Source organism: Comamonas sp. F1-6, from assembly GCF_039581415.1.
GTDB classification, from domain to species: Bacteria; Pseudomonadota; Gammaproteobacteria; order Burkholderiales; family Burkholderiaceae_C; genus Comamonas; species Comamonas thiooxydans.
The window spans coordinates 157,632-176,819 of record NZ_JBCPWN010000008.1; the positions used below are offsets into that span (position 1 = coordinate 157,632).

General features: G+C 62.7%; 15 protein-coding genes and 2 tRNA genes. 8 read left to right on the top strand and 9 right to left on the bottom strand.

Going from position 1 to position 19,188, the window contains the following annotated elements; translation table 11 throughout:
• Positions 1-157: 157 nt before the first annotated feature.
• Together AAIL66_RS10940 and AAIL66_RS10945 are read right to left on the bottom strand one after the other, a co-directional pair.
• A complete protein-coding gene (locus tag AAIL66_RS10940) occupies positions 158-1,000 on the bottom strand; it encodes an HDOD domain-containing protein (protein ID WP_034395627.1) in 843 nt (280 codons plus the stop codon).
• Between the two features lie 66 nt (positions 1,001-1,066).
• Positions 1,067-1,852 carry a hypothetical protein gene (locus tag AAIL66_RS10945; RefSeq protein ID WP_343496736.1) on the bottom strand — a complete coding sequence of 262 codons (786 nt, stop codon included), beginning with the start codon at positions 1,850-1,852 and terminating at the stop codon, positions 1,067-1,069.
• On the opposite strand from AAIL66_RS10945, the gene AAIL66_RS10950 reads away from it, so the two are divergent.
• Positions 1,835-2,317, top strand: coding sequence for a hypothetical protein (locus AAIL66_RS10950; protein ID WP_343496737.1), 483 nt, complete (start codon positions 1,835-1,837; stop codon positions 2,315-2,317). The genes AAIL66_RS10945 and AAIL66_RS10950 overlap by 18 nt on opposite strands.
• A 58-nt stretch (positions 2,318-2,375) precedes the next feature.
• On the opposite strand, the gene AAIL66_RS10955 is transcribed toward AAIL66_RS10950, so the two are convergent.
• Positions 2,376-4,757, bottom strand: coding sequence for a Tex family protein (locus AAIL66_RS10955; RefSeq protein ID WP_343496738.1), 2,382 nt, complete (start codon positions 4,755-4,757; stop codon positions 2,376-2,378).
• Positions 4,758-4,935: 178 nt separating this feature from the next.
• Here AAIL66_RS10955 and AAIL66_RS10960 point away from each other — a divergent pair, with 178 nt between their 5' ends.
• A complete protein-coding gene (locus AAIL66_RS10960; protein WP_343496739.1) occupies positions 4,936-6,054 on the top strand; it encodes a DUF72 domain-containing protein in 1,119 nt (372 codons plus the stop codon).
• 109 nt (positions 6,055-6,163) lie between these two features.
• Here AAIL66_RS10960 and AAIL66_RS10965 read toward each other — a convergent pair whose 3' ends face one another.
• Positions 6,164-7,267, bottom strand: coding sequence for an enoyl-CoA hydratase/isomerase family protein (locus AAIL66_RS10965; protein ID WP_343496740.1), 1,104 nt, complete (start codon positions 7,265-7,267; stop codon positions 6,164-6,166).
• 216 nt (positions 7,268-7,483) lie between these two features.
• Between AAIL66_RS10965 and AAIL66_RS10970 the strand changes: the two genes are divergently transcribed.
• Positions 7,484-7,912: a YbaN family protein gene (locus AAIL66_RS10970; RefSeq protein ID WP_054075352.1), complete on the top strand. Its 429-nt coding sequence runs from the start codon at positions 7,484-7,486 to the stop codon at positions 7,910-7,912.
• Positions 7,913-8,584: 672 nt separating this feature from the next.
• On the opposite strand, the gene AAIL66_RS10975 is transcribed toward AAIL66_RS10970, so the two are convergent.
• On the bottom strand, positions 8,585-9,937 hold the full coding sequence (locus AAIL66_RS10975; protein WP_343496741.1) for an NtaA/DmoA family FMN-dependent monooxygenase: 1,353 nt from the start codon (positions 9,935-9,937) through the stop codon (positions 8,585-8,587).
• An 18-nt stretch (positions 9,938-9,955) separates the two neighbouring features.
• Positions 9,956-12,046 carry a TonB-dependent receptor gene (locus AAIL66_RS10980; protein WP_343496742.1) on the bottom strand — a complete coding sequence of 697 codons (2,091 nt, stop codon included), beginning with the start codon at positions 12,044-12,046 and terminating at the stop codon, positions 9,956-9,958.
• Between the two features lie 225 nt (positions 12,047-12,271).
• Between AAIL66_RS10980 and AAIL66_RS10985 the strand changes: the two genes are divergently transcribed.
• The gene (locus AAIL66_RS10985) at positions 12,272-13,063 is read left to right on the top strand and encodes an IclR family transcriptional regulator (protein ID WP_034406229.1); all 792 of its coding nucleotides are present in this window, start codon (positions 12,272-12,274) and stop codon (positions 13,061-13,063) included.
• Positions 13,064-13,093: 30 nt separating this feature from the next.
• Here AAIL66_RS10985 and AAIL66_RS10990 read toward each other — a convergent pair whose 3' ends face one another.
• Positions 13,094-13,897 carry an ABC transporter ATP-binding protein gene (locus AAIL66_RS10990; protein WP_343496743.1) on the bottom strand — a complete coding sequence of 268 codons (804 nt, stop codon included), beginning with the start codon at positions 13,895-13,897 and terminating at the stop codon, positions 13,094-13,096.
• Positions 13,898-14,015: 118 nt separating this feature from the next.
• Here AAIL66_RS10990 and fepB point away from each other — a divergent pair, with 118 nt between their 5' ends.
• Genes fepB through AAIL66_RS11005 form a run of 3 tightly spaced genes read left to right on the top strand, consistent with a single transcriptional unit; the run spans position 14,016 to position 17,047 of the window.
• Entirely contained in the window at positions 14,016-14,954 is a 939-nt protein-coding gene (fepB, locus tag AAIL66_RS10995; protein WP_343496744.1) for a Fe2+-enterobactin ABC transporter substrate-binding protein, read from the top strand.
• A 27-nt stretch (positions 14,955-14,981) separates the two neighbouring features.
• Positions 14,982-16,010: an iron ABC transporter permease gene (locus AAIL66_RS11000; RefSeq protein WP_343496766.1), complete on the top strand. Its 1,029-nt coding sequence runs from the start codon at positions 14,982-14,984 to the stop codon at positions 16,008-16,010.
• Positions 16,007-17,047 (top strand): iron chelate uptake ABC transporter family permease subunit, encoded by a 1,041-nt coding sequence (locus tag AAIL66_RS11005; RefSeq protein ID WP_343496745.1) that lies wholly within the window; start codon positions 16,007-16,009, stop codon positions 17,045-17,047. Before AAIL66_RS11000 ends, AAIL66_RS11005 begins: the two co-directional genes overlap by 4 nt.
• Before the next feature lie 130 nt (positions 17,048-17,177).
• On the opposite strand, the gene AAIL66_RS11010 is transcribed toward AAIL66_RS11005, so the two are convergent.
• A tRNA-Pro gene (locus AAIL66_RS11010) sits at positions 17,178-17,254 on the bottom strand.
• Positions 17,255-17,423: 169 nt separating this feature from the next.
• Positions 17,424-17,500 (bottom strand) — tRNA-Pro (locus AAIL66_RS11015).
• A 577-nt stretch (positions 17,501-18,077) separates the two neighbouring features.
• Here AAIL66_RS11015 and AAIL66_RS11020 point away from each other — a divergent pair.
• Positions 18,078-19,115, top strand: a complete 1,038-nt coding sequence (locus AAIL66_RS11020; RefSeq protein ID WP_003063368.1) for a porin — start codon at positions 18,078-18,080, stop codon at positions 19,113-19,115.
• The last annotated feature ends 73 nt before the right edge of the window (positions 19,116-19,188 follow it).

Here is a 19,188-nt window from a genome sequence, read left to right on the forward strand (position 1 = left end):
ACACCATATAGATAAAAACTCCCCAGCGCGTCATTAGATAGTTTTTAGCAATTAAAACTGCAACTCAGCGTAAGAAAAAATGCAATTTGAGTAATCACGGTTTTCTGACGACACCTACTCAAAACCGCCGACTCCTCATCCCAGGCGCCCAGGAGCCCTAAAACTGAACATCCAGAGAGCCTGCCGCGTGCCAGTCGATGGATGCCTGACGCAGCACCATGTCGATGTCCATGCTCAGCGCCAGTCCAGTTTCAGCAGGGAAAGTCACAGCCAGCTGGCGCTCACCCCAGTTAAGCGCGCGGGTCGATGCCCGCCAGATGGCCAGATGCAGCACCCCCGTCAAAGGCTCGAATACAGGCTGCTCCATCGGCGCATGCATGAACTGAAAGGCATCGCTGATCTGCTCCGGAAAATTCCACTGTCGCGCCAGATGGGCCGTAATCTGGCCCGAGCAATAGCCCATCAGCTGCATTTCCACCTGGGGGCGCTTGGGATGCATGGGCTCCAGCAACTCGGAAAGTCGGAAGAAAGTGTCAGGGTCGGCAGCCTGCAGCAACAACTCTCCCAGGCCATGCAGCAGTCCCAACGCATAGGCCTGCGAGGCGTTGGCCTGAACCGACATTGCAAGCGCGCGCGCCATGCGTGCCGTGTCCAGGCTGTAGCGCCAGAAATTCGCCAGACTCCAGCCTGCCGAAACATGAGATGCGCTGACTGGAGCCGCCTTCTGCACCAATTGCCGCAACTGAACCGGCGCCAGCAGCACCAGTGCTTCGGGAATGTTGTGCACGCGCTGCCCCAGCAGATGCGCTGGCCCATTGGCCGCAGCCAGCAGACGAGCGGTCAGAACCGGATCGCTGGAAAACAATTGCACCAGGCTGCGCATGCCGGGCTCCGGCTTGCGCAGTTCACTCGACAGCAGCGCAACGACGCGCGGCTGGCTTGGCAGCAATACATGCTGCTCCAGCAACGTTGACAGGCTCAATGGTTTGACGCGGCTCATCTGGATCAAAGGCAGTGGCAAGGCTGTCGCCACCACGAAATGAACACGAGTGGGCCCATAGGAAGGTCAGAGCTTTTCATCTCTATTCAGTTGCACTGGCTGACCCATGACCAGCTGGCTGGCAAGCTTGCGTGTCAGGGGTTGTAACACGGAAAAGTGATCAGCCCCCTGAACCGAGACACAGTGCAGCTGATTCGATTTTCGTGCGGCGCACATATTGTCAAGACTGTTGATATTGCCGGGGCTCTTGCTGCCCTCGATGATCCACGTCGGGCTCTTTATGGCATGCAGCCAGTAGACGGGCGAACGCAAGCGCTTTTCATCCGCCGAGAGCGAGCCCCATTTCACGGGCCAGCCATAGCCGCCGATCTCGTCCACCGGACCAAAAGCGAACACCCCCTGAACGGGCAAGCCAGCCGTCGCCGTCAGCAAGGCCAGCGTGGCTCCGGTGCTGTGCCCACCGAGATAGATGCGTGCCGGATCGACATAAGGCAGCTGTGCAGCCTGCAGGATGGCTGCTGCCACGTCCTGCACTTCCCCCCAGAAATACTCACGCTGGCCGGGATTGTCATTGCCGCCGCGCAATGCGGGAAACAGCATCGCCATGCCAGCCTTGCGAAAAGCGCTGGCGCTTTGATCATTGGCGGCTGGCCCTTCGCTCCAGAAATCGTCCAGGCTATTGGTATCTCCCCCCGTCAGCCAGACCATCAAAGGCTGCTTCCTCCCATCTCTGGGATCCGGGGTGACAAAGGCATTGAGTTTCAGATCCCCGCTCCGATAGCTCATGGGAACAAACAGCTGAGAAGGCGGTGTCGGCATCGGCTGGATAGGCTTATGGGCCGCCGGCAACAAGGCTGTCGCAATCTGTGTTGTCTTGCCGGCGCGAGCCTGCATCAGGTTTTGCAGAGCGATTTCGCCAGAAGCGATCTGTTGATCCACCACCTGCTCGATCTGCACCTGCTCCGCGCGCTGGCTCTCGTGCTGCTTGCGAGCGGCAGCGTGACGCACTTTGGCCACCTCATGCTCTGCCATCGCTACACGCGTGATGCAGCGCCGCTGCTGATCTATGTTGATGCCCTCTTCCTGGGCCTTGTCAACCTGGGCAAGATTGAGCTTGACGGTATGACAAAAGTCATCGTTCTCTGGCGCCAGGGCTGGTGGCCAGACCAGGGGGGCAGGCTGCTGGGCATGGGCCTTATCTTTGATTCTGTCCAACGATATCCAGCCGCGCGATGCCATCTTGGCGCCGATAAAGACCACCAAGATTGCCACCCCTATGGCCGGCAGTATTACCCGCCCTCTCGCTTTGCGCATTGATGTGCTCCCACAAAAAAGGCCGCCTGTAATATGAATTAAGTGGCGGCCCGGTAGGAGATTATTTCTTTAATCCTTGCAACTTCGCAAAGGCTGATGCCATGGCGTTTTGCTCTGTGGGCTGGCTGCCACGCTGGGGTTGCGCATAGCCACCACGGTTGCCGGCGCCGTAACTGTTGCCACGACCAGCGCCTTCAAAGCGGTTGTCGCGCGGGCCATCGCGGCGCGCAGGCGCTGCGTCCAGCTTCATGGTCAGGCTGATGCGCTTGCGGTCCACATCGACTTCCAGCACCTTGACCTTGACGATCTGCCCGGTCTTTACCACTTCACGCGCATCTTCGATGAACTTGTGACTCATCTGGCTCACGTGCACCAGTCCGTCCTGATGCACGCCCAAGTCCACAAACGCGCCGAACTGGGCCACGTTGCTGACCGTGCCCTCCAGCGTCATGCCTTCCTTCAGATCCTTGATGTCTTCCACACCATCATTGAAGCGGGCGACGACAAAGTCGGGGCGCGGGTCGCGGCCGGGCTTCTCCAGCTCGCCAAGAATGTCCTTGATGGTCACAGCACCAAATTTGTCATTGGCAAACTGTTCAGGCTTCAAAGACTTGAGCACCTCGCCACGACCCATGATCTGGTCCACGGGTTTGCCGGTAGAGACAATGATCTGCTCCACCACGGGATAGGTTTCGGGGTGAACGCCTGTCATATCGAGCGGATTGTCGCCACCGCGAATGCGCAGAAAGCCTGCGGCCTGCTCGAAGGTCTTGGCCCCCAGACCGGCCACTTCCATCAGTTGCTTGCGGTTCTTGAACGAGCCATTGGCATCGCGCCAGCGCACGACCGACTTGGCGACCGAACCCGACAGGCCTGAGACGCGTGTCAGCAGCGGAGCCGAAGCAGTGTTCAAGTCCACACCCACGGAGTTCACGCAATCCTCGACCACGGCATCCAGCTGGCGCGCCAGCTCGCTCTGGTTCACATCGTGCTGGTACTGGCCCACGCCAATGCTCTTGGGGTCGATCTTGACCAGTTCGGCCAGCGGATCCTGCAGGCGGCGGGCAATCGATGCCGCACCACGCAGGCTCACATCGATGTCCGGCATTTCCTGCGCCGCAAACTCGCTGGCCGAATAGACCGAGGCACCTGCCTCGCTCACCACCACCTTGTCGATCTTCTTGTCGGCCTTGGAGGCTATCTTGATCAGGTCCGCCGCCAGCTTGTCCGTCTCGCGGCTGGCCGTGCCGTTGCCGATGGCAATCAGATTGATATCGTGCTTTTCCACCAGACGGGCGAGCACGGCCAAAGAACCATCCCAGTCGCGGCGCGGCTCGTGCGGGTAGATGGTGGTGGTGTCCACCAGCTTGCCGGTGCTGTCCACCACGGCCACCTTGACGCCGGTGCGAATGCCGGGGTCTAGGCCGATCACGGCACGCTGGCCGGCGGGCGCCGCCAGCAGCAGGTCGCGCAGATTGTCGCCAAACACCTTGATGGCCACCTTCTCGGCATCTTCGCGCAGGCGGCTGAACAGGTCGCGCTCGGTGGACAGGCTCAGCTTCACACGCCATGTCCAGGCGACGCATTTGCGAATCAGATCGTCAGCGGCGCGCTTGGCATGGCTCCAGCCCAGGTGCAGCGCGATCTTGCCTTCAGCAAGGCTGGGTTGGCCCGGTTCAGGCTCGACCGGTTGCACCAGCTTCGCTTCGAGAACCTCCAGTGCACGGCCACGGAACACGGCCAGGGCACGGTGCGAGGGCACGCGGCCAATGGGCTCGTCGTATTCGAAGTAGTCGCGAAACTTGGCGACCTCGGGGTCGTTTTCGTTCTTGCTCTCGACCTTCTTGGACTTGAGCAGGCCCTCATCCCACAGCCATTCGCGCAGCTTCTGCACCAGTGCCGGGTCTTCGGCCCAGCGCTCGGACAGGATGTCGCGTACGCCGTCCAGCACGGCAAAGGTGGTGCTGAAGTCGGGGCCGGGCTTGCCATCGTCCAGGGTCGTCGCTGGCTTGCAGAAAGCCTCGGCTTCCTTGTGCGGATCCAGTGTGGGGTCGGCAAACAGCTTGTCGGCCAGCGGCTCGATGCCGAACTCCTTGGCAATCTGGCCTTTGGTACGGCGCTTTTGCTTGAAGGGCAGGTAAATGTCCTCCAGCTCCTGCTTGGTCGGCGCACTGGCAATCGCCAGACGCAGCGCATCGGTCAGCTTGCCTTGCTCGTCAATGGCCTTGAGCACCGTCTCACGGCGGTCGTCCAGCTCACGCAGATAGGTCAGGCGCTCGTCCAGCGTGCGCAGTTGCGTATCGTCCAGACCGCCCGTAGCCTCCTTGCGGTAGCGGGCCACAAACGGAACCGTGGCGCCGCCATCGAGCAACTCCACAGCCGCGCTCACCTGCTGCGGCTTGACATTCAGTTCTTGAGCAATCTGACCAATGATTTTTTGCATTCGATATTCGCCCCACGGCGTTCAACACAGGAAGCCAATGAGTTTGCCATAGGCATGCCGCCAGACTGCCCTCGATATCCAGCATAAGTGCAAGCAAACCTTAAAAACTATGCTTTCCATAGCTGCTTTTCCTTGATGAGCATGCACGGAAGGCCAATTTCATTAAAATTATTGCGACATGCCCGATACCTTCCAGGACGATTTTTTTGCCGATGAGCTGCCTCCACCCGGAGACGGTACCGGTAAGGCTCGGACTGAAGAAGCGCCGCAGGCCGATGACACAGTTGAACGCAAACTCAGGCGCGGCGCTATTTCTCTGGCCCCTGCAGCTGCGCAGTACCAGGACCTGGCCGCGCAACTGCCTCCCCTGCTGCGCATGGGCGTCTCGACCTGGTCCTACCCGGGCTGGGAAGGCCTGATCTGGGACGGTGCCTACGACAGCAGCGTGCTGGCCAAAAAAGGTCTGACGGCCTATCACCAGCACCCACTGCTGCGCACCGTCTGCGTCGACCGCAGCTTCTGGCGACCGCTGACAGTCAGCCAGTACGCCGCATTTGCCGCGCAGGTCGATGACGACTTTCGCTTTGTCGTCAAATGCCCGGCCGGAATCACCGATGCCCAGGTACGCAGCGAGGAAGGCAAGCCGCGCGAAGCCAACCCGGCGTTTCTCGACCCTCACCTGGCCATAGAGCATTTTGTGGAGCCCACACTCGAAGGACTGGGCAGCAAGCTGGGCGTTCTGGTCTTTCAGCTCAGCCCCCTGCCGTGGAGTCTGCTCAGCCGCCCCGGCCTGCTGATGGACAAGCTCGGACTGCTGCTGTCCGCCGTAAGGCAGGCGCTACAAGCACATCCGCAAGTCGTCGTGGCCGTCGAGGTCAGAGACCCCGAGCTGCTGACCCCGGCGCTCCCCCAGACACTCAAGACCCATGGCGCAACCTATTGTCTGGGCCTGCACGGCAAGATGCCTACGATTGAAGAGCAGTTGCCCATGCTGCGTGCGCTGTGGCCCGGGCCACTGGTGTGCCGCTGGAACCTGAATCGCATCTTTGGCGCCTATGGCTATGCCGATGCCCAGAAGAAGCACCAGCCGTTCAACGAGATCCTCAGCGAAGATCGGCATACCCGCGAGCGGCTGGCCCGCACGATTGCCGGCATCACCGGTGCCGGTCAACCCGCTTTTGTGACTATCAGCAACGATGCCGAGGGATGTGCCCCCCGCTCGATAGCGCTGCTGGCGCAGGCGCTTGCGAGCCTTTCAGACTCAGGCTCCGACAAGCATCCGCGGCCGTCATCCTGAATTAATACTCGAATCCCCCTCAGACGCTTACTTTCAAAGCGCTGATGGCTATCAAAAACAAAGCCCGACAGGCCACAAACCTGCCGGGCTTTCTGAATGAGAACTTCAATCAGTCCTTCAGCCCCGCCAGCGGGTGCGAATGCGCAGGCCAGGGGCTGTCAAAGAACGCTTGCCACTCGGCATCGCTCACCTCTTCGATGCTGGCGGGATTCCAGCGCGGGCTGTGATCCTTGTCCACCGCCAGTGCGCGGATGCCCTCCACGGTCTCGCTGCGACCCGGACGCAGATAAAAGCAGTGGCGCACCATATCGCGCTCCATGCGCAGATCTTCGGCCAGATCCATCTGGCGCGCACGGCGGATTTGCTCGAGCACCACATGCAGCATCAGGGGCGAGCGCTTGCGCAGCGTGGCAGCCTCGGCCTGGGCCCATTCGCTGCCAGCCTGCAAGGCCTGCACAACCGCAGCCACCGTGGGCTGAGAAAAACAGGCATCGATTTCCGCGCGGTGAGCGGTTGTCTTGGGCTCGGTGCTCACAAAGCGGGAGCGCACCACGGCATTGAGCGCCTCCACATTGGCAAAATCCGTGGTCGCCAGGGTCTCCCACAGCTCTGCCTGCTGTTCGGCAGGAATGCAGCCATCGGCCAGACCAAAAGCCAGGGCATCGCCCGCGCCGATGGTGTCGCCGGTCAAGGCCAGCCATTCGCCCACGGCACCGGGGCAGCGCGAGAGGAAATAGCCCCCCCCCACATCGGGGAACAGGCCAATGGCCGTCTCGGGCATTGCCATCTTGGTGCGCTCGGTCACGATACGCAGCGAGCCGCCCTGGCTGATGCCCATGCCGCCGCCCATGACGATGCCATCCATGAAAGCGATATAGGGCTTGCCAAAGCTGTGAATCAGATGGTTGAGGGCATATTCCTCGGTGAAGAAATCTTCGAGCTGCGGATTGCCGCTGCTGCCGGCCGCGTGCAGGAAACGAATGTCGCCACCGGCGCAGAACGCCCCGAACACCCCTTCCTTGTTGCTGCCACGAATGGCCACGCCCAGAATCGAGTCGTCTTTTTGCCAGGCCAGCAAAGTACCCAGCAGATCGCGCACCATGCCCAGAGACAGCGCATTGAGCGCCTTGGGCCGGTTGAGCGTAATCATGCCCAGCTTGCCACGGACTTCGGCAATCACATCGGACATATCGGCGCTCGGGGTGGGGGTCATTGTCTTGCTCCTTGAATCAATTCCATGCTGGTCGCCAATCGGTCGCCAGGCCATGCGCACCGATTATGCGGTTTCACTCCACGCAAGCAGGGACAAGGACGTGACAAATACCGCCAGCATCGCAGCCACAAAGCCCGAGCGGTCTGCAATGCTGACTAATATGGGAGCCGTGCCAGGCTGCAGCTTCACCAGCTTCTGCGGCCCACCTTCTGCCTCATGAACGATCTGCCACCACCGCCCGAAACCCCTCGCGAAGAACCGCACCTGGAATCCAAGCAGCTTTCCGCGCCGCTGCGCTATCTGCTCATTGCCTTTGCGCTGGTTTGCGTGATATTGGGGCTGATAGGCGCCGTGGTTCCCGGCATGCCCACCACGGTATTCATATTGATGGCCGCCTGGGCGGCTGTGCGCAGCTCACCCAGACTGCATCGCTGGCTCTATGCTCACCGTGTGTTCGGCCCGCTGCTGCACAACTGGGACACTGGCGGCAAGGTCAGCCGCCGTGCCAAATGGACGGCAACCGTCAGCATGGGCGCCAGCAGCCTGCTGATTTTGTATTTCTCGTACAAGCCATGGCTCACGGCCATGACGCTGAGCATCATGGCCTGCGTATTGCTCTGGCTGTGGCTCAGGCCGGAGCCGTAGGTTTAGAGCAGCTCACAGCACCGTTCCACGAAGCGTGTGCAGGCAAATGCTGCCACCAATTCTTGGTTCTGGACAACACACGCTATCGGGTAGGAAAGACCAACAGCTAGGGCAAGTGTCTGCCCCCAAGAATGCCTGCTCTGGCCACGGCATCGGCCGTGTTCATCGACATGCAGGAGCCTCTCGCGCAGGGAGCTGGCGCGGAAGCAACCAGGCCGACCCGCGTGAGCCGGGCGACAGCGACACCAGCAATATCCCGATGACCTACACGCAGGTTCCGGCCAGGGGCTGGGAAGGTGACAGCACATCCGGGAAAAGTTGCGCGCCTGCGCCGATGAACATAAAACGCCAAGGCCGCACGATGATCAACATCAAGGGCAGCAGGAAACCGAGTCACCAACTGATCGACGTCAAGTGCTGCGCCTTCACGCGCTAGCGCAGCGCATCAGCGGCCGCCGCGGCATTGGCGGGCTGCGCTGGTGTGACGCCCCAAGCACAGCGATGCTCTCGCCATGCTTTTTCTCCGTATCTCATTGGCAGGCGCCAACGTAACAAAGAATGTCCTGATCCACAGGCAATCGACTCCAACTGCAAGCCCAGGGAGGGTTTAGCCCACAGAGTATTGCGGCCAATGACGGACGTGACTGCGACAACTAAGCTGCGTGATCGCCGCTACGAGCGAGCAGATGGGTAGGCTGCTGCATGAACACGCTCCTGACGCGACTCTTCAAGGTGCTCCATGAACGTGGTGCCTGTGTAGCGGGAGCGGAACAGGCCGGCGTCCACCAGGCGGGGCACCAACTGCTCCAGCACGCAATACAGGGACTCCACGGAGCCGCCGGGCGCGGCCAGAAAGCCGTCGATGGCGCCGGCGGCGCTCCATTCGGTGATCTGAGCGACGGCATCGTCCACCGTGCCGACCACCTGCCAGTGCGCGGCCGAGAGGATTTCCGGCCGCAGCAGCAGTTCGTCGATCCGCAGTGACTCGCGCTCGATCAGGCGCCTGAGCAGATTCGCATGCGTGCGGCTGGAAGGTGTCGCCACTGGCGCCGGCAGGTCGGCGCGGGTGATCGGACGGTCCGCGGGCCAGTCCGCCAGGTCCAGGCCGACCATGGCCTTGATCGATGCCAGCTTGCGGCCCCTGTCCACCCGGCCGTGCGTCTGCTGGAACATCTCCCGGGCCTGTTCGCGGGTGTCGGCCAGGTACAGGCTCAGGCCGGGCAGCAGGCGCACATCCTGCGCCTGGCGGCCATGGCGCTGGGCGCGCCGAGACAGGTCCCGGCGCAGCTCCAGCGCCGCGTCCAGGTCCGGCGTGGGGGCGAAAACAATGTCTGCCACCGATGCGGCAAAGTCGCGCCCTGTGCTGGACGCGCCCGCCTGCACCAGCGGAATGCGCGGGCCGCCGAAAGTCGGCAGGTTCAGCGGGCCGCGCACCTTCAGGTGCGGTCCCTCGTGGTCTATGGGGTGGACCAGCGAGGCATCGGCGTAGCGGCCGCTGTCCCGGTCAATCTTCAAGGCCTCGTTGGGGAAGCTGGCCCACAGCCGGCGCACAACGTCGGTGAACTCTGCGGCCCGCGCATAGCGTTCATCGGCATCGGGCATGGCCTGCAGCCCGAAGTTCTCGTGGCCCTGCAGGGCCGTGACGATGTTCCAGCCGGCGCGGCCGTTGCTGATCCAGTGCAGCGACTGGAGCTGGCGCGCCACTGCATAAGGCGGAAAAAAGGTGGTGGAGACCGTGGACACCAGGCCGATGCGCGAAGTCTCGCGCGCAAGCGCGGCCATCAGTACCGTGGGGTCCAGGCTGGCGAAGCCGGCGCCCGCCTCAAGGCCTTCCATGGGCAGGAAGCTCACGTCGGGCCGGAAGACGAAGTCCAGGTGCGCGGCCTCCGCGCGCCGGGCCAGGTCGAGCGCGAAGTCGCTGGAATACAGCCCTTCGATATTGCTGCCGGGTCGCCTCCAGGCGTCGCCGCTCAGCCAGGTGGGGGCCAGCGAAAGGCCGATATGCAGTGGTTTGCGCTTTGTCATGCTTGCATCCTTTCCCTCTTAGAACGTTCCGCGCACGCCCACGCCGATCATGCGTGGCGCCGTCATACTGGCCTCGATGCCGCCGATGCCGCGGTTTTGCTGCAGGTAAGTGGGTGCCCGCCTGTCGAAGACGTTCTTGATGTAGCCGTACAGTTGCACGTGCGCGTTGTACGCGTAGCTCATGCGCAGGTCGGTGATGGTGTTGGAGCCAACCACATAGGCACGGGTGTTGGCTGTATCGGAGTAGTAGCCGTCCAGGTGGCGCACCTGAGCCGAGACATTGAACCGGGGAGTGGCATCCCAGCTCACACCGACGCTGACGGTGTAGCCGGGCGAGCGGGCGAAGCGGTTGTGCTCGTAGCCGGGGTTGCTGCTCATCTCCTCGATCCTCGTGCGCAGCACGCCGGCGCCGGCCTTGATCCTCAGATTGTCCAGCGCGCGGTAGTCGGCGCCCAGTTCAAAGCCATAGGCATGGGCCTTCTCGGCGTTGATGGTGTAGGACTGAGCCACGCCCGGCGAGATCACCACCGGGATGTTGTACTGCGCGTCCCGCATGTCCATGTAGAACAGGTTGGTGTTGAGCATCAGCCTGTCGTTCAGCAGGCTCGCCCGGCTGAAGAGCTCGTAGTTCCAGACCGATTCCTTCTTGAAATAGGCCCATTGCCGGCTGGTGAGGTTCAGCGACACACCGCCCGGGTTGTAGCCCCGGCTGACCAGCGTGCCCACCGTCCAGCGCGGAGTGGCGGCATAGGCCAGCGACACCTTGGGCAGCAGGGCCGAGAACGTCTGCGTGTAGCCCAGCGCGCTGGGCGCCAGCACCGATGTGCCGTTGCGCACCACCTCGTCGCGCTGGTAGCGCAGCCCGCTGCTCAGGGTCCAGCGGTCGGCCAGGCGCCAGTTCAGCTCGCCGAAGAGGCCCAGGTTCTTCTTCGTGTCGTCGAAGGCGGACAGGCCGCGCAGCAGCAGGCTTTCGTCGGTGCTGGTACGGGCGTAATAGATGCCGCCAAAGCCGCTCAGGCGATCTTTCTCGTTGCCCACGAGGGCGCGGAATTCGTTGGAGAAATTATTCTGGCGGATATCGGCATCACCCTCGCCGGAAATGCCGGTGTAGCGCTGCACGGACGAGCGCGAATACTGGGCCTGGTTGACCAGCCGCATGCCGTTGCCCAGTTCGTAGCTCAGATCGAGAATGCCGGTATCGGTTTTTTGCTTCCAGCTGGGCATGGTCGTCGTCCAGTGCTTGAGCGCGCCGAACGGAGCTGAAGCGGCCTCCTGGGTCGGGCGGTTGCTGTCGTTGTGCGAGTAGGTGAATTTGGCCTCCAGGCCGGGAATGCTGTTTGGCAGCCACAGGAGTTTCAGGCGCGCGTTGAGCGCACGGAAATCCTGGTTGGCCTGGCCCTGCTGGAACCGCGGATTGTTGTAGTCGATGAAGGTGTCGCGCCCCGAGTAGTCCACGGCCAGCCGCGCGGCCAGCTCCTCGCCCACGGGGCCGGAGACGGCGATGGAGGCGCGGTGCGAGTTGTAGTTGCCGGCCTCCAGCTGGTAGGCCGCCTCGGGCTTGAAGCTCGGATCCTTGGTGTTGACGATGATGGCGCCGGCAATCGCATTCGCGCCCTGCGAGGTGGTCTGCGGGCCACGGAACACCTCGATGCTCTCCACATCCCAGACCGAGGTGGCACCGAAGAACATCTCGTTGTAGTTGAGGTAATGGCCATCGAGGTTGATGGTGGCGCGCGGTACCGTGCCGCCCCAGAAGACGTTCTGCCCGTTGTTGGGGCCCTGCGTGTCCTGTCCGCGGATGATGGGCGCACCCACCGTGTCGGTGTAGATCACGTTGGGCACGTCATGCAGCACCTCGTGAACCGAGGCATTGCCGCTCTCCTCCTTCTCGATGTCCTTGCCAGATTTGACCGACACGGAGGATGCCGTGTCCTTGAGTTCGCGTCTGACCTTTTCACCGCTGACCACGACCACATCAAGCGTGGCGGTTTCCCCCTCGCCTTCGGAGCCCGGCACACCCTGTGCAAAGACGCCGGCCGGCGCCATCAAGGTTGAGAGTACGACAGCGCCCGCCTGGGAGGGGAGCCTGCGATGCAAACACAGTTTCACGGCATCTTCCTTTAATGAGAATGATTCTTGTTTTTATGTTACAGCATGATGCATATAAATTCCACCATTAGGAATTCATTCCTACCTGCGGAAAAAAGAACAACACTGAAAAGATGTATGCGAACCGGGGGGGCCTTCCACCCGAAAGGAGCCGGTATCATCGAGACCAGCGGCGCCCGGGCGCCCACCTGCGATGCTCCAAGTACAGGCAAGGAAGCCGAGCCTTTGAAAACAACAACACCTCAGACAACCGCCGGGGAGAAGCGCTCCGGCACCATCCAGTCGGTCTCGATCGCCGCCCGCTTCCTCATGGTCCTGGCCAATGCCGAAAGCGAGCTGGCGCTTGGCGAGGTGGCAAGGCGCACTGGAACGGGGGGCTCCACGGCCCACCGCTACCTGCAAAGCCTGGTCAAGGAAGGTCTGGCAAGACAGGACCCGGCCAGCGGCCTCTACGACCTGGGCAGCGCGGCACTGAGCATCGGCATTGGCGCGCTCAAGCGCGTGGATGCGGTGGAAATTGCGGCGCAGCATATGAAGTCGCTGACACACCAGCACGCGCTCAGCGGCGGCGTGGCCATCTGGACCGACCGCGGGCCGACCCTGGTGCGCTGGTATCGAAGCGCCTACTTCTCTATCAATCCGCTGGCGCTTGGCGACATCCTTCCCATAGACAACACCGCCTGCGGTCTGGTGTTCCAGGCCTTCCTGCCCAAGGCCACCATCGACGCCGCGCGCCGCCAGCAACCCGCCCATTTCCGCGGCAAGCCACCGACCAAGGCCGTGCTCGATGAAGTGCGCGAGCGCTGCTGGTCCGAATTGACCAGCCACCTTCTGTCCAACGTCACGGGCCAGGCAGCCCCGGTGTTCGACGCACAGCATGAGATCGCCTGCGCGGTCACCACTGTCTCTGACCTGGGCCAGCTCAAGTCGCCCGACGACAGACATGCGCTGCTGCGCGAAGCCAGCCTGATCAACCAGGCTACAGGCGGACGAGCCTTTGGCTCAGACTCTCCCTAGAAACAACGCGCAAGAAGATACCCAGGCGCTTCAGCCTTGCATGGCATGCACCGCCTTGCGCCCCCTTGGCACCACCAGGGGAGTCCCGGTCACAGGGTCAGGAATGATCACCGATGACAGGCCGAACACCTCCTCAACCAATTGCTCGGTAAAGATCGCCCCGGGCTTGCCCTGTGCGGCGATGCGCCCGTCACGCATGGCGATCAGGTGTGAGGCGTAGCGGCAGGCCTGGTTGAGATCGTGCAGCACCGCAATCACGGTGCGGCCGGCCCGGTTGAGGTCCGCCAGCAACTCCAGCAACTCGATCTGGTGTGCAATGTCCAGAAACGTCGTGGGCTCATCCAGCAACAGGATGGGCGTCTGCTGCGCCAGCACCATCGCAATCCACACACGTTGGCGCTGCCCGCCTGACAACTCGTCCAGAAGCCGATCCGAAAGGGCCATCACATCAGTGGCCTGCATGGCCTCGGCCACAGCCTGCTCGTCGGCATCCGTCCACTGCTTCAGGAAAGACTGATGGGGGTAGCGCCCACGCGCCACCAGGTCTGCCACCGTGATGCCCTCGGGCGCGATCGCGCTTTGCGGCAGCAATCCCAGGCGCCGCGCGACCTCCTTGGCAGGCCATTGCGCGATATGCCTGCCATCCAGGATGACCCTCCCTATGGCCGGTGCCAGAAGGCGCGACAGCGCGCGCAGCAGGGTGGACTTGCCGCAGGCGTTCGGCCCCACGATGACGGCAAAGGAACCATCTGGAACAGCAAGGGACAGGCCCTGCGAAATGGTGCGCTCGCCGTAGCGCAGCGTCACTGCATCAGCACTCAGTCGATGTGTCATGGCCGGTCATGCCCCACAAGCAATAGGTTCTTAGGCATTACAAATTTGGAATGCATTCTACAATGAGGAATACCCTGAAGAACCTGGATGCACTCGGCCCTGTCACGGTCAGATCGATATGAACAGACTAAAACTTACCGCCCTGGGCGCAACTGCGGCACTGTCCGTGCTGGCCGGTATCGCGCTCATGCAGCGCAACACCGCCCCCGAGGCGGGCGCCACGCAGCAGACCTCGCTACCGCAGCGCATCGTGTCCACCTCACCCAGCGTGACGGGCATCCTGTTGGCCATCGATGCCCCCGTGGCGGCAACCGCAGCCACCACGCCCAGCCGGTTGACCGACGACAAGGGCTTTTTCTCGCAATGGGCCCATGTTGCCGACAAACGTGACGTGCAGGTGCTCTACCGCAACCTGCAGTTCGACATTGAGGCCGTCCTGGGCGCCAACCCTGATCTGCTGGTGGCCTCTGCCACCGGCGCCGACAGCGTGGCCCAGCACCGTTCCGAGCTGCAGGCCCAGGGCGTTCCCATGGTCATGGTCGACTACTCCAGCCAGTCCTGGCAGGACATCGCCACGCAGTTGGGCAGCATCACCGGTCGCACGAAGGAGGCAGCGGCGGCGATTGCCCGCTTCGATGCCCACGTCGCCCAGGCCGCCGCATCCATCACGCCACCCGCCAAGCCGGTCAGCATCGTCGCCTACAACCTGGCCGGCAGCTACTCCATCGGCCGTCCTGCCAGCCCGCATGCGCGGCTGCTGGCCGCGCTGGGCTTCAAGGTGGAAGGTCTGCCGCCCACGCTGGCCGCGCAGGTGACGCGCTCCTCGGACTTCGAATTCATTTCCCGCGAAAACCTGTCGGCCGCCATCACCGGGGATGCCGTCTTTCTGCTGGGCGCCTCGCAAAGCGATGTCCAGACCTTCCTGGCCGACCCGCTGCTGGCCAACCTTCCAGCCGTCGCCGGCCGGCGCGTCTATGCGCTGGGGCCGACATCGTTTCGCATCGACTACTACTCCGGGCAACAGATGGTCGATGCCGTGGCCAGCCATTTCCACTGAGCCATGCATGAATTGCCTGAACGCGCGATGGCGCGGCCCGCTCAAGGCTCACGCCGGCGCCGCAGTCGCAGCCTGGGCTTGACGACCGGCATGCTGGCCTTAGGCCTCATCGCCATGCTGAGCATCACCGTGGGCTCGCGCGACATTGCGCTGGCCGACATCCTCGGGGCACTGCGCGCACCGGACCTGGGCGATGACCGACATCTGGTGGTCAACCTGCTGCGCATGCCTCGTACCGTGGTGGCCATCCTGGCCGGCATGGCCCTGGGCGTTGCTGGCGCGCTCATGCAGGCCGTGACCCGCAATCCTCTGGCCGAGCCGGGCCTGTTGGGTGTCAATGCCGGCGCAGCTCTGGCGGTGCTGATCGGCATGACGGCCTTCGACCTGACAACCGTGGCCCAGTATGTCTGGTGCGCCTTTGCCGGCGCGGGGCTGGCCGGCGCGGCCGTCTTCGCGTTCGGCCAGTCTCGGGGGGCGGGCACGCACCCGGTGCGCCTGGTGCTGGCCGGAGCCGGCCTGTCCGTCATGCTCACTTCCAGCGCCGGCATCATCCTGCTCAATGCGCCTCCGGAAGTCTTTGACGGCTTCCGACACTGGGCAGCCGGTTCACTGGAGGGCAGCGGCAACGCCAACGCCGCCGTGCTGGCGACAGCCGTAGCGGCGGGGCTGGCGGCGGCCTGGGCCATTGTCGGCCAGCTCAACGCCATGGCGCTGGGCCATGACCTGGGCCTAGCGCTGGGCGTCAATGTCCGTGCCACCGCTCAACTAGCCTGCGTTGCGGTCATGCTGCTGGCCGGCGCAGCCACGGCTGCCGTAGGCCCCATCGCGTTTGTCGGCCTTGTGGCCCCGCATATTGCGCGCCTCTCGTCCGGGCCCGACTACCGCTGGATCCTGCCGCTGTCCGCGCTCTACGCTGCAGTGCTGCTGCTGGGCGCCGACGTGCTCGGCCGCGTCATCGCAACGCCCGCGGAAGTGGCGGCGGGCATCGTCGCCTGCCTGATCGGCGGGCCGTTCTTTGTCTGGGTGGCGTGCAGATACCGGTTAAGCAGGCTATGAAGGCGTCCGTGAAGACCTCGGTACTGCGCTGGGGCCCATATTCGTTCCGCTGGCGGCCAAGGCCGCTGGCCGCGGGCATAGCACTGGTCGTTCTAACCCTGATGCTGGGTGTGTTGCTGCTGGGCACGGGAACCCTGTCGCTGAGCCCGGCCGAGGTGCTGGACAGTCTGCTGAACACGGGCGCCAGCCCCGCCGCCGAGCGCGTGGTTCTGCGCGTGCGGCTGCCGCGCGTGCTCACGGCGGTCTTCGTGGGTGCGGCGCTGGGCATGGCCGGTGCCATCTTCCAGTCCGTCTCCCGCAATGCGCTGGGCTCGCCGGACGTGATCGGCTTCACCACGGGCGCGGCCAGCGGGGCGATTGCGCTGATCGTACTGGGCGATGCCGGACCACTATGGACATCGCTGGCCGCCGTGCTGTCGGGCATGGCCACGGCGGCGGTCGTGCTCGCGCTGTCCAGCGGCCGGCGCGTGGCAGGGGGCTACAGGCTGGTGCTGGTGGGCATAGGCGTGGGGGCCACGCTCTCAGGCCTGAACACCATCCTGCTGGTCATGGGCGATCTGGACCGGGCCGTTTCCGCACAGCGCTGGCTGGCCGGCTCGCTCAGTGCGCGGACCTGGGCGCATGTCGTGCCAGCCGCGTTCAGCTTCGTCGCCATCGTGCCGGTCGTGCTGCTGTGTGCCCGCCGCATCAACCTTCTGGAACTGGGCGATGACGCAGCCACCCAGCTCGGCATCAACGTGCCGCGTACCCGACTGATCATGGTGATGTGCGCCGTTGCCCTGACGGCCATTGCCACGGCAGCGGCCGGGCCCATCGCGTTCATCGCGCTGGCAGCGCCCCAGGTGGCCAGGCGCCTGGGCCGGTCGCCCGACGTGCCTCTTTTCACGGCCTCAGCCATGGGGGCCGTGCTGCTGCTGGCGGCCGACCTGCTCAGCCAGTGGGCGCCGGTGCACCTGCATCTGCCTATTGGACTGGTGACGGGCTTGCTGGGTGGGGTGTATCTGCTGTGGCTGCTTTTTCGCTCCCGCAAGGGCTAGGAGTGCAACAGCAGAAGTTGAGACACCACTTCTATCTCTCTTCGAGCCATCGCCCTGAAGAGGCGTACGACATCATGCGACCTGGATAGAAAAAGGGCTCCTAACTTTACAGTTAGGAGCCCTTTTAGATTGGTCGGAATGGCGGGATTCGAACTCGCGACCCCTTGCACCCCATGCAAGTGCGCTACCAGGCTGCGCTACATTCCGTGTCGATGACGCTATTGTAACCGATTTTCGACCATCTTTTGGGAAGGCTGCAACTCAAGCAGTTGCTCGGTTATTAGCCACGACGGTCATCTGACGCTGCAGGTTTCATAGCAAACCTCGCAGCGGCATTGAAAAAGGCCTGTGATTTTCATCACAGGCCTTTTCAATTTGGTCGGAATGGCGGGATTCGAACTCGCGACCCCTTGCACCCCATGCAAGTGCGCTACCAGGCTGCGCTACATTCCGTGTCGATGGGATGAATTATAGGGAGGAAAAACACCCTCCCCGGGGAAAACGCGCACTTTTTTCAAAAAAGTATCGAACTGGTGCTGAAAGCTGCAGGCCTGATATCAACGCACACCCGGCCGCATAAGCGCTCAGCACGCACAGCACACTCCGGCCAATCGCGAGCCCTGCGCAGGGCCTGACCAAGACTACCCAAGGGAACGACAAGAGTGGGCGCTTCAGCGATTCCAGGCAGGCATCCATCGCCGAGTCACTCCTGTTCCATCCGCTGACGCTGTCATCCCCGAACCTCCTGATCAAACCTGGTCCACCAGGAATGACTGTTATTCCTTGATCACGAAACCCTCAGTACTCACTCTCGCTCAGCTGGCTTCACCCAGCCGCTTTGCACGGCAATATCGATAGCACCAACACGGTGCACACAAGAGATTTCCCTGAGTCCTTGAGGTAAAAAAACCACTGTCATATCGCTGAAAAGATGATTTCATCGGCATCCGCGGAACTGCAGAGCAAGCTGTATACAAACCCCCGCTATATTTCAAAACGTAAATCCAATATCTAACTCGAGAGGACACTCATGAAGACTGCTTTTATCGCCATGGCTGCAGCCCTGGCCTGCTCCGGCGCCGCTTTTGCCCAGAGCAATGTGCAACTGACCGGACTGGCCGATATGTATGCCGGCTCGGTCAAAATGGCCGGCCAGGATCGCAAGGGCGTTGTCGGCTCCGGCGGCATGACCACTTCCTGGTGGGGCCTGAAGGGCACGGAAGACCTGGGCGGCGGCCTGAAGGTCGATTTCAACCTCACCGCCTTCATGCGCATGGACACGGGTGAACCCGGCCGCTTCCCCGGCGATACCTTTTTCTCGCGCGATGCCAACATCGGCCTGAACGGCAATTTCGGCCGCATCGGCCTGGGCCGCGACAAGGCGCCCAACTTCCTGCCCACCATTCTGACCAACCCCTTCGGCGATTCGTTCACCATCTCGCCTCTGGTGCTGCATGCGAACACGCCCACCGCAGCCTGGGGCGGCAACCGCCTGACAACGCCCGCCGACACCGGCTGGAGCAATATGCTGGTCTACACGACACCTAGCTTCGGCGGTCTGACTGCCAATGTCTACTACCAGTTCGGCGAGCAAACGACTCCTGGCAACAAGAGCAAGAAGAACGTCGGCGTGAACGCCCTGTACTTCAACGGTCCTCTGAGCCTGACGGCCTTCTACGAGCGTGACCAGATCACCAACCCCGGCAGCGGCACAGTCATGCCCACCAAGAGCGACTGGATGGTCGGCGGCAGCTACAACTTCAACGTCGTGAAGCTCTACGCCACCTACGGCCAGGCCAAGGTCAAGGATCTGGATAGCAAGAGCAAGACCTACTCGCTGGGTCTGGACATTCCTGTCTCCGGTACCCCCGGTACTGTCAAGGCCGCCGTGGCCCGCACCAAGTACGAAGCGGCCACCGACGCCACCCGCACCACAGCGACCCTGGGCTACGACCACTTCCTGTCCAAGCGCACCGATGTCTACACCGCTCTGATGTATGACCGCGTGACCGATGCCAATCCCAAGACCGGCACCAGCCTGATCGCCGGTATCCGTCACCGCTTCTAAGCACCGGGTTTGAGCGAGCCTCTGGCTCGCCATCCACTCAAAAGCGAGGCTCAGGCCTCGCTTTTTCATTTTC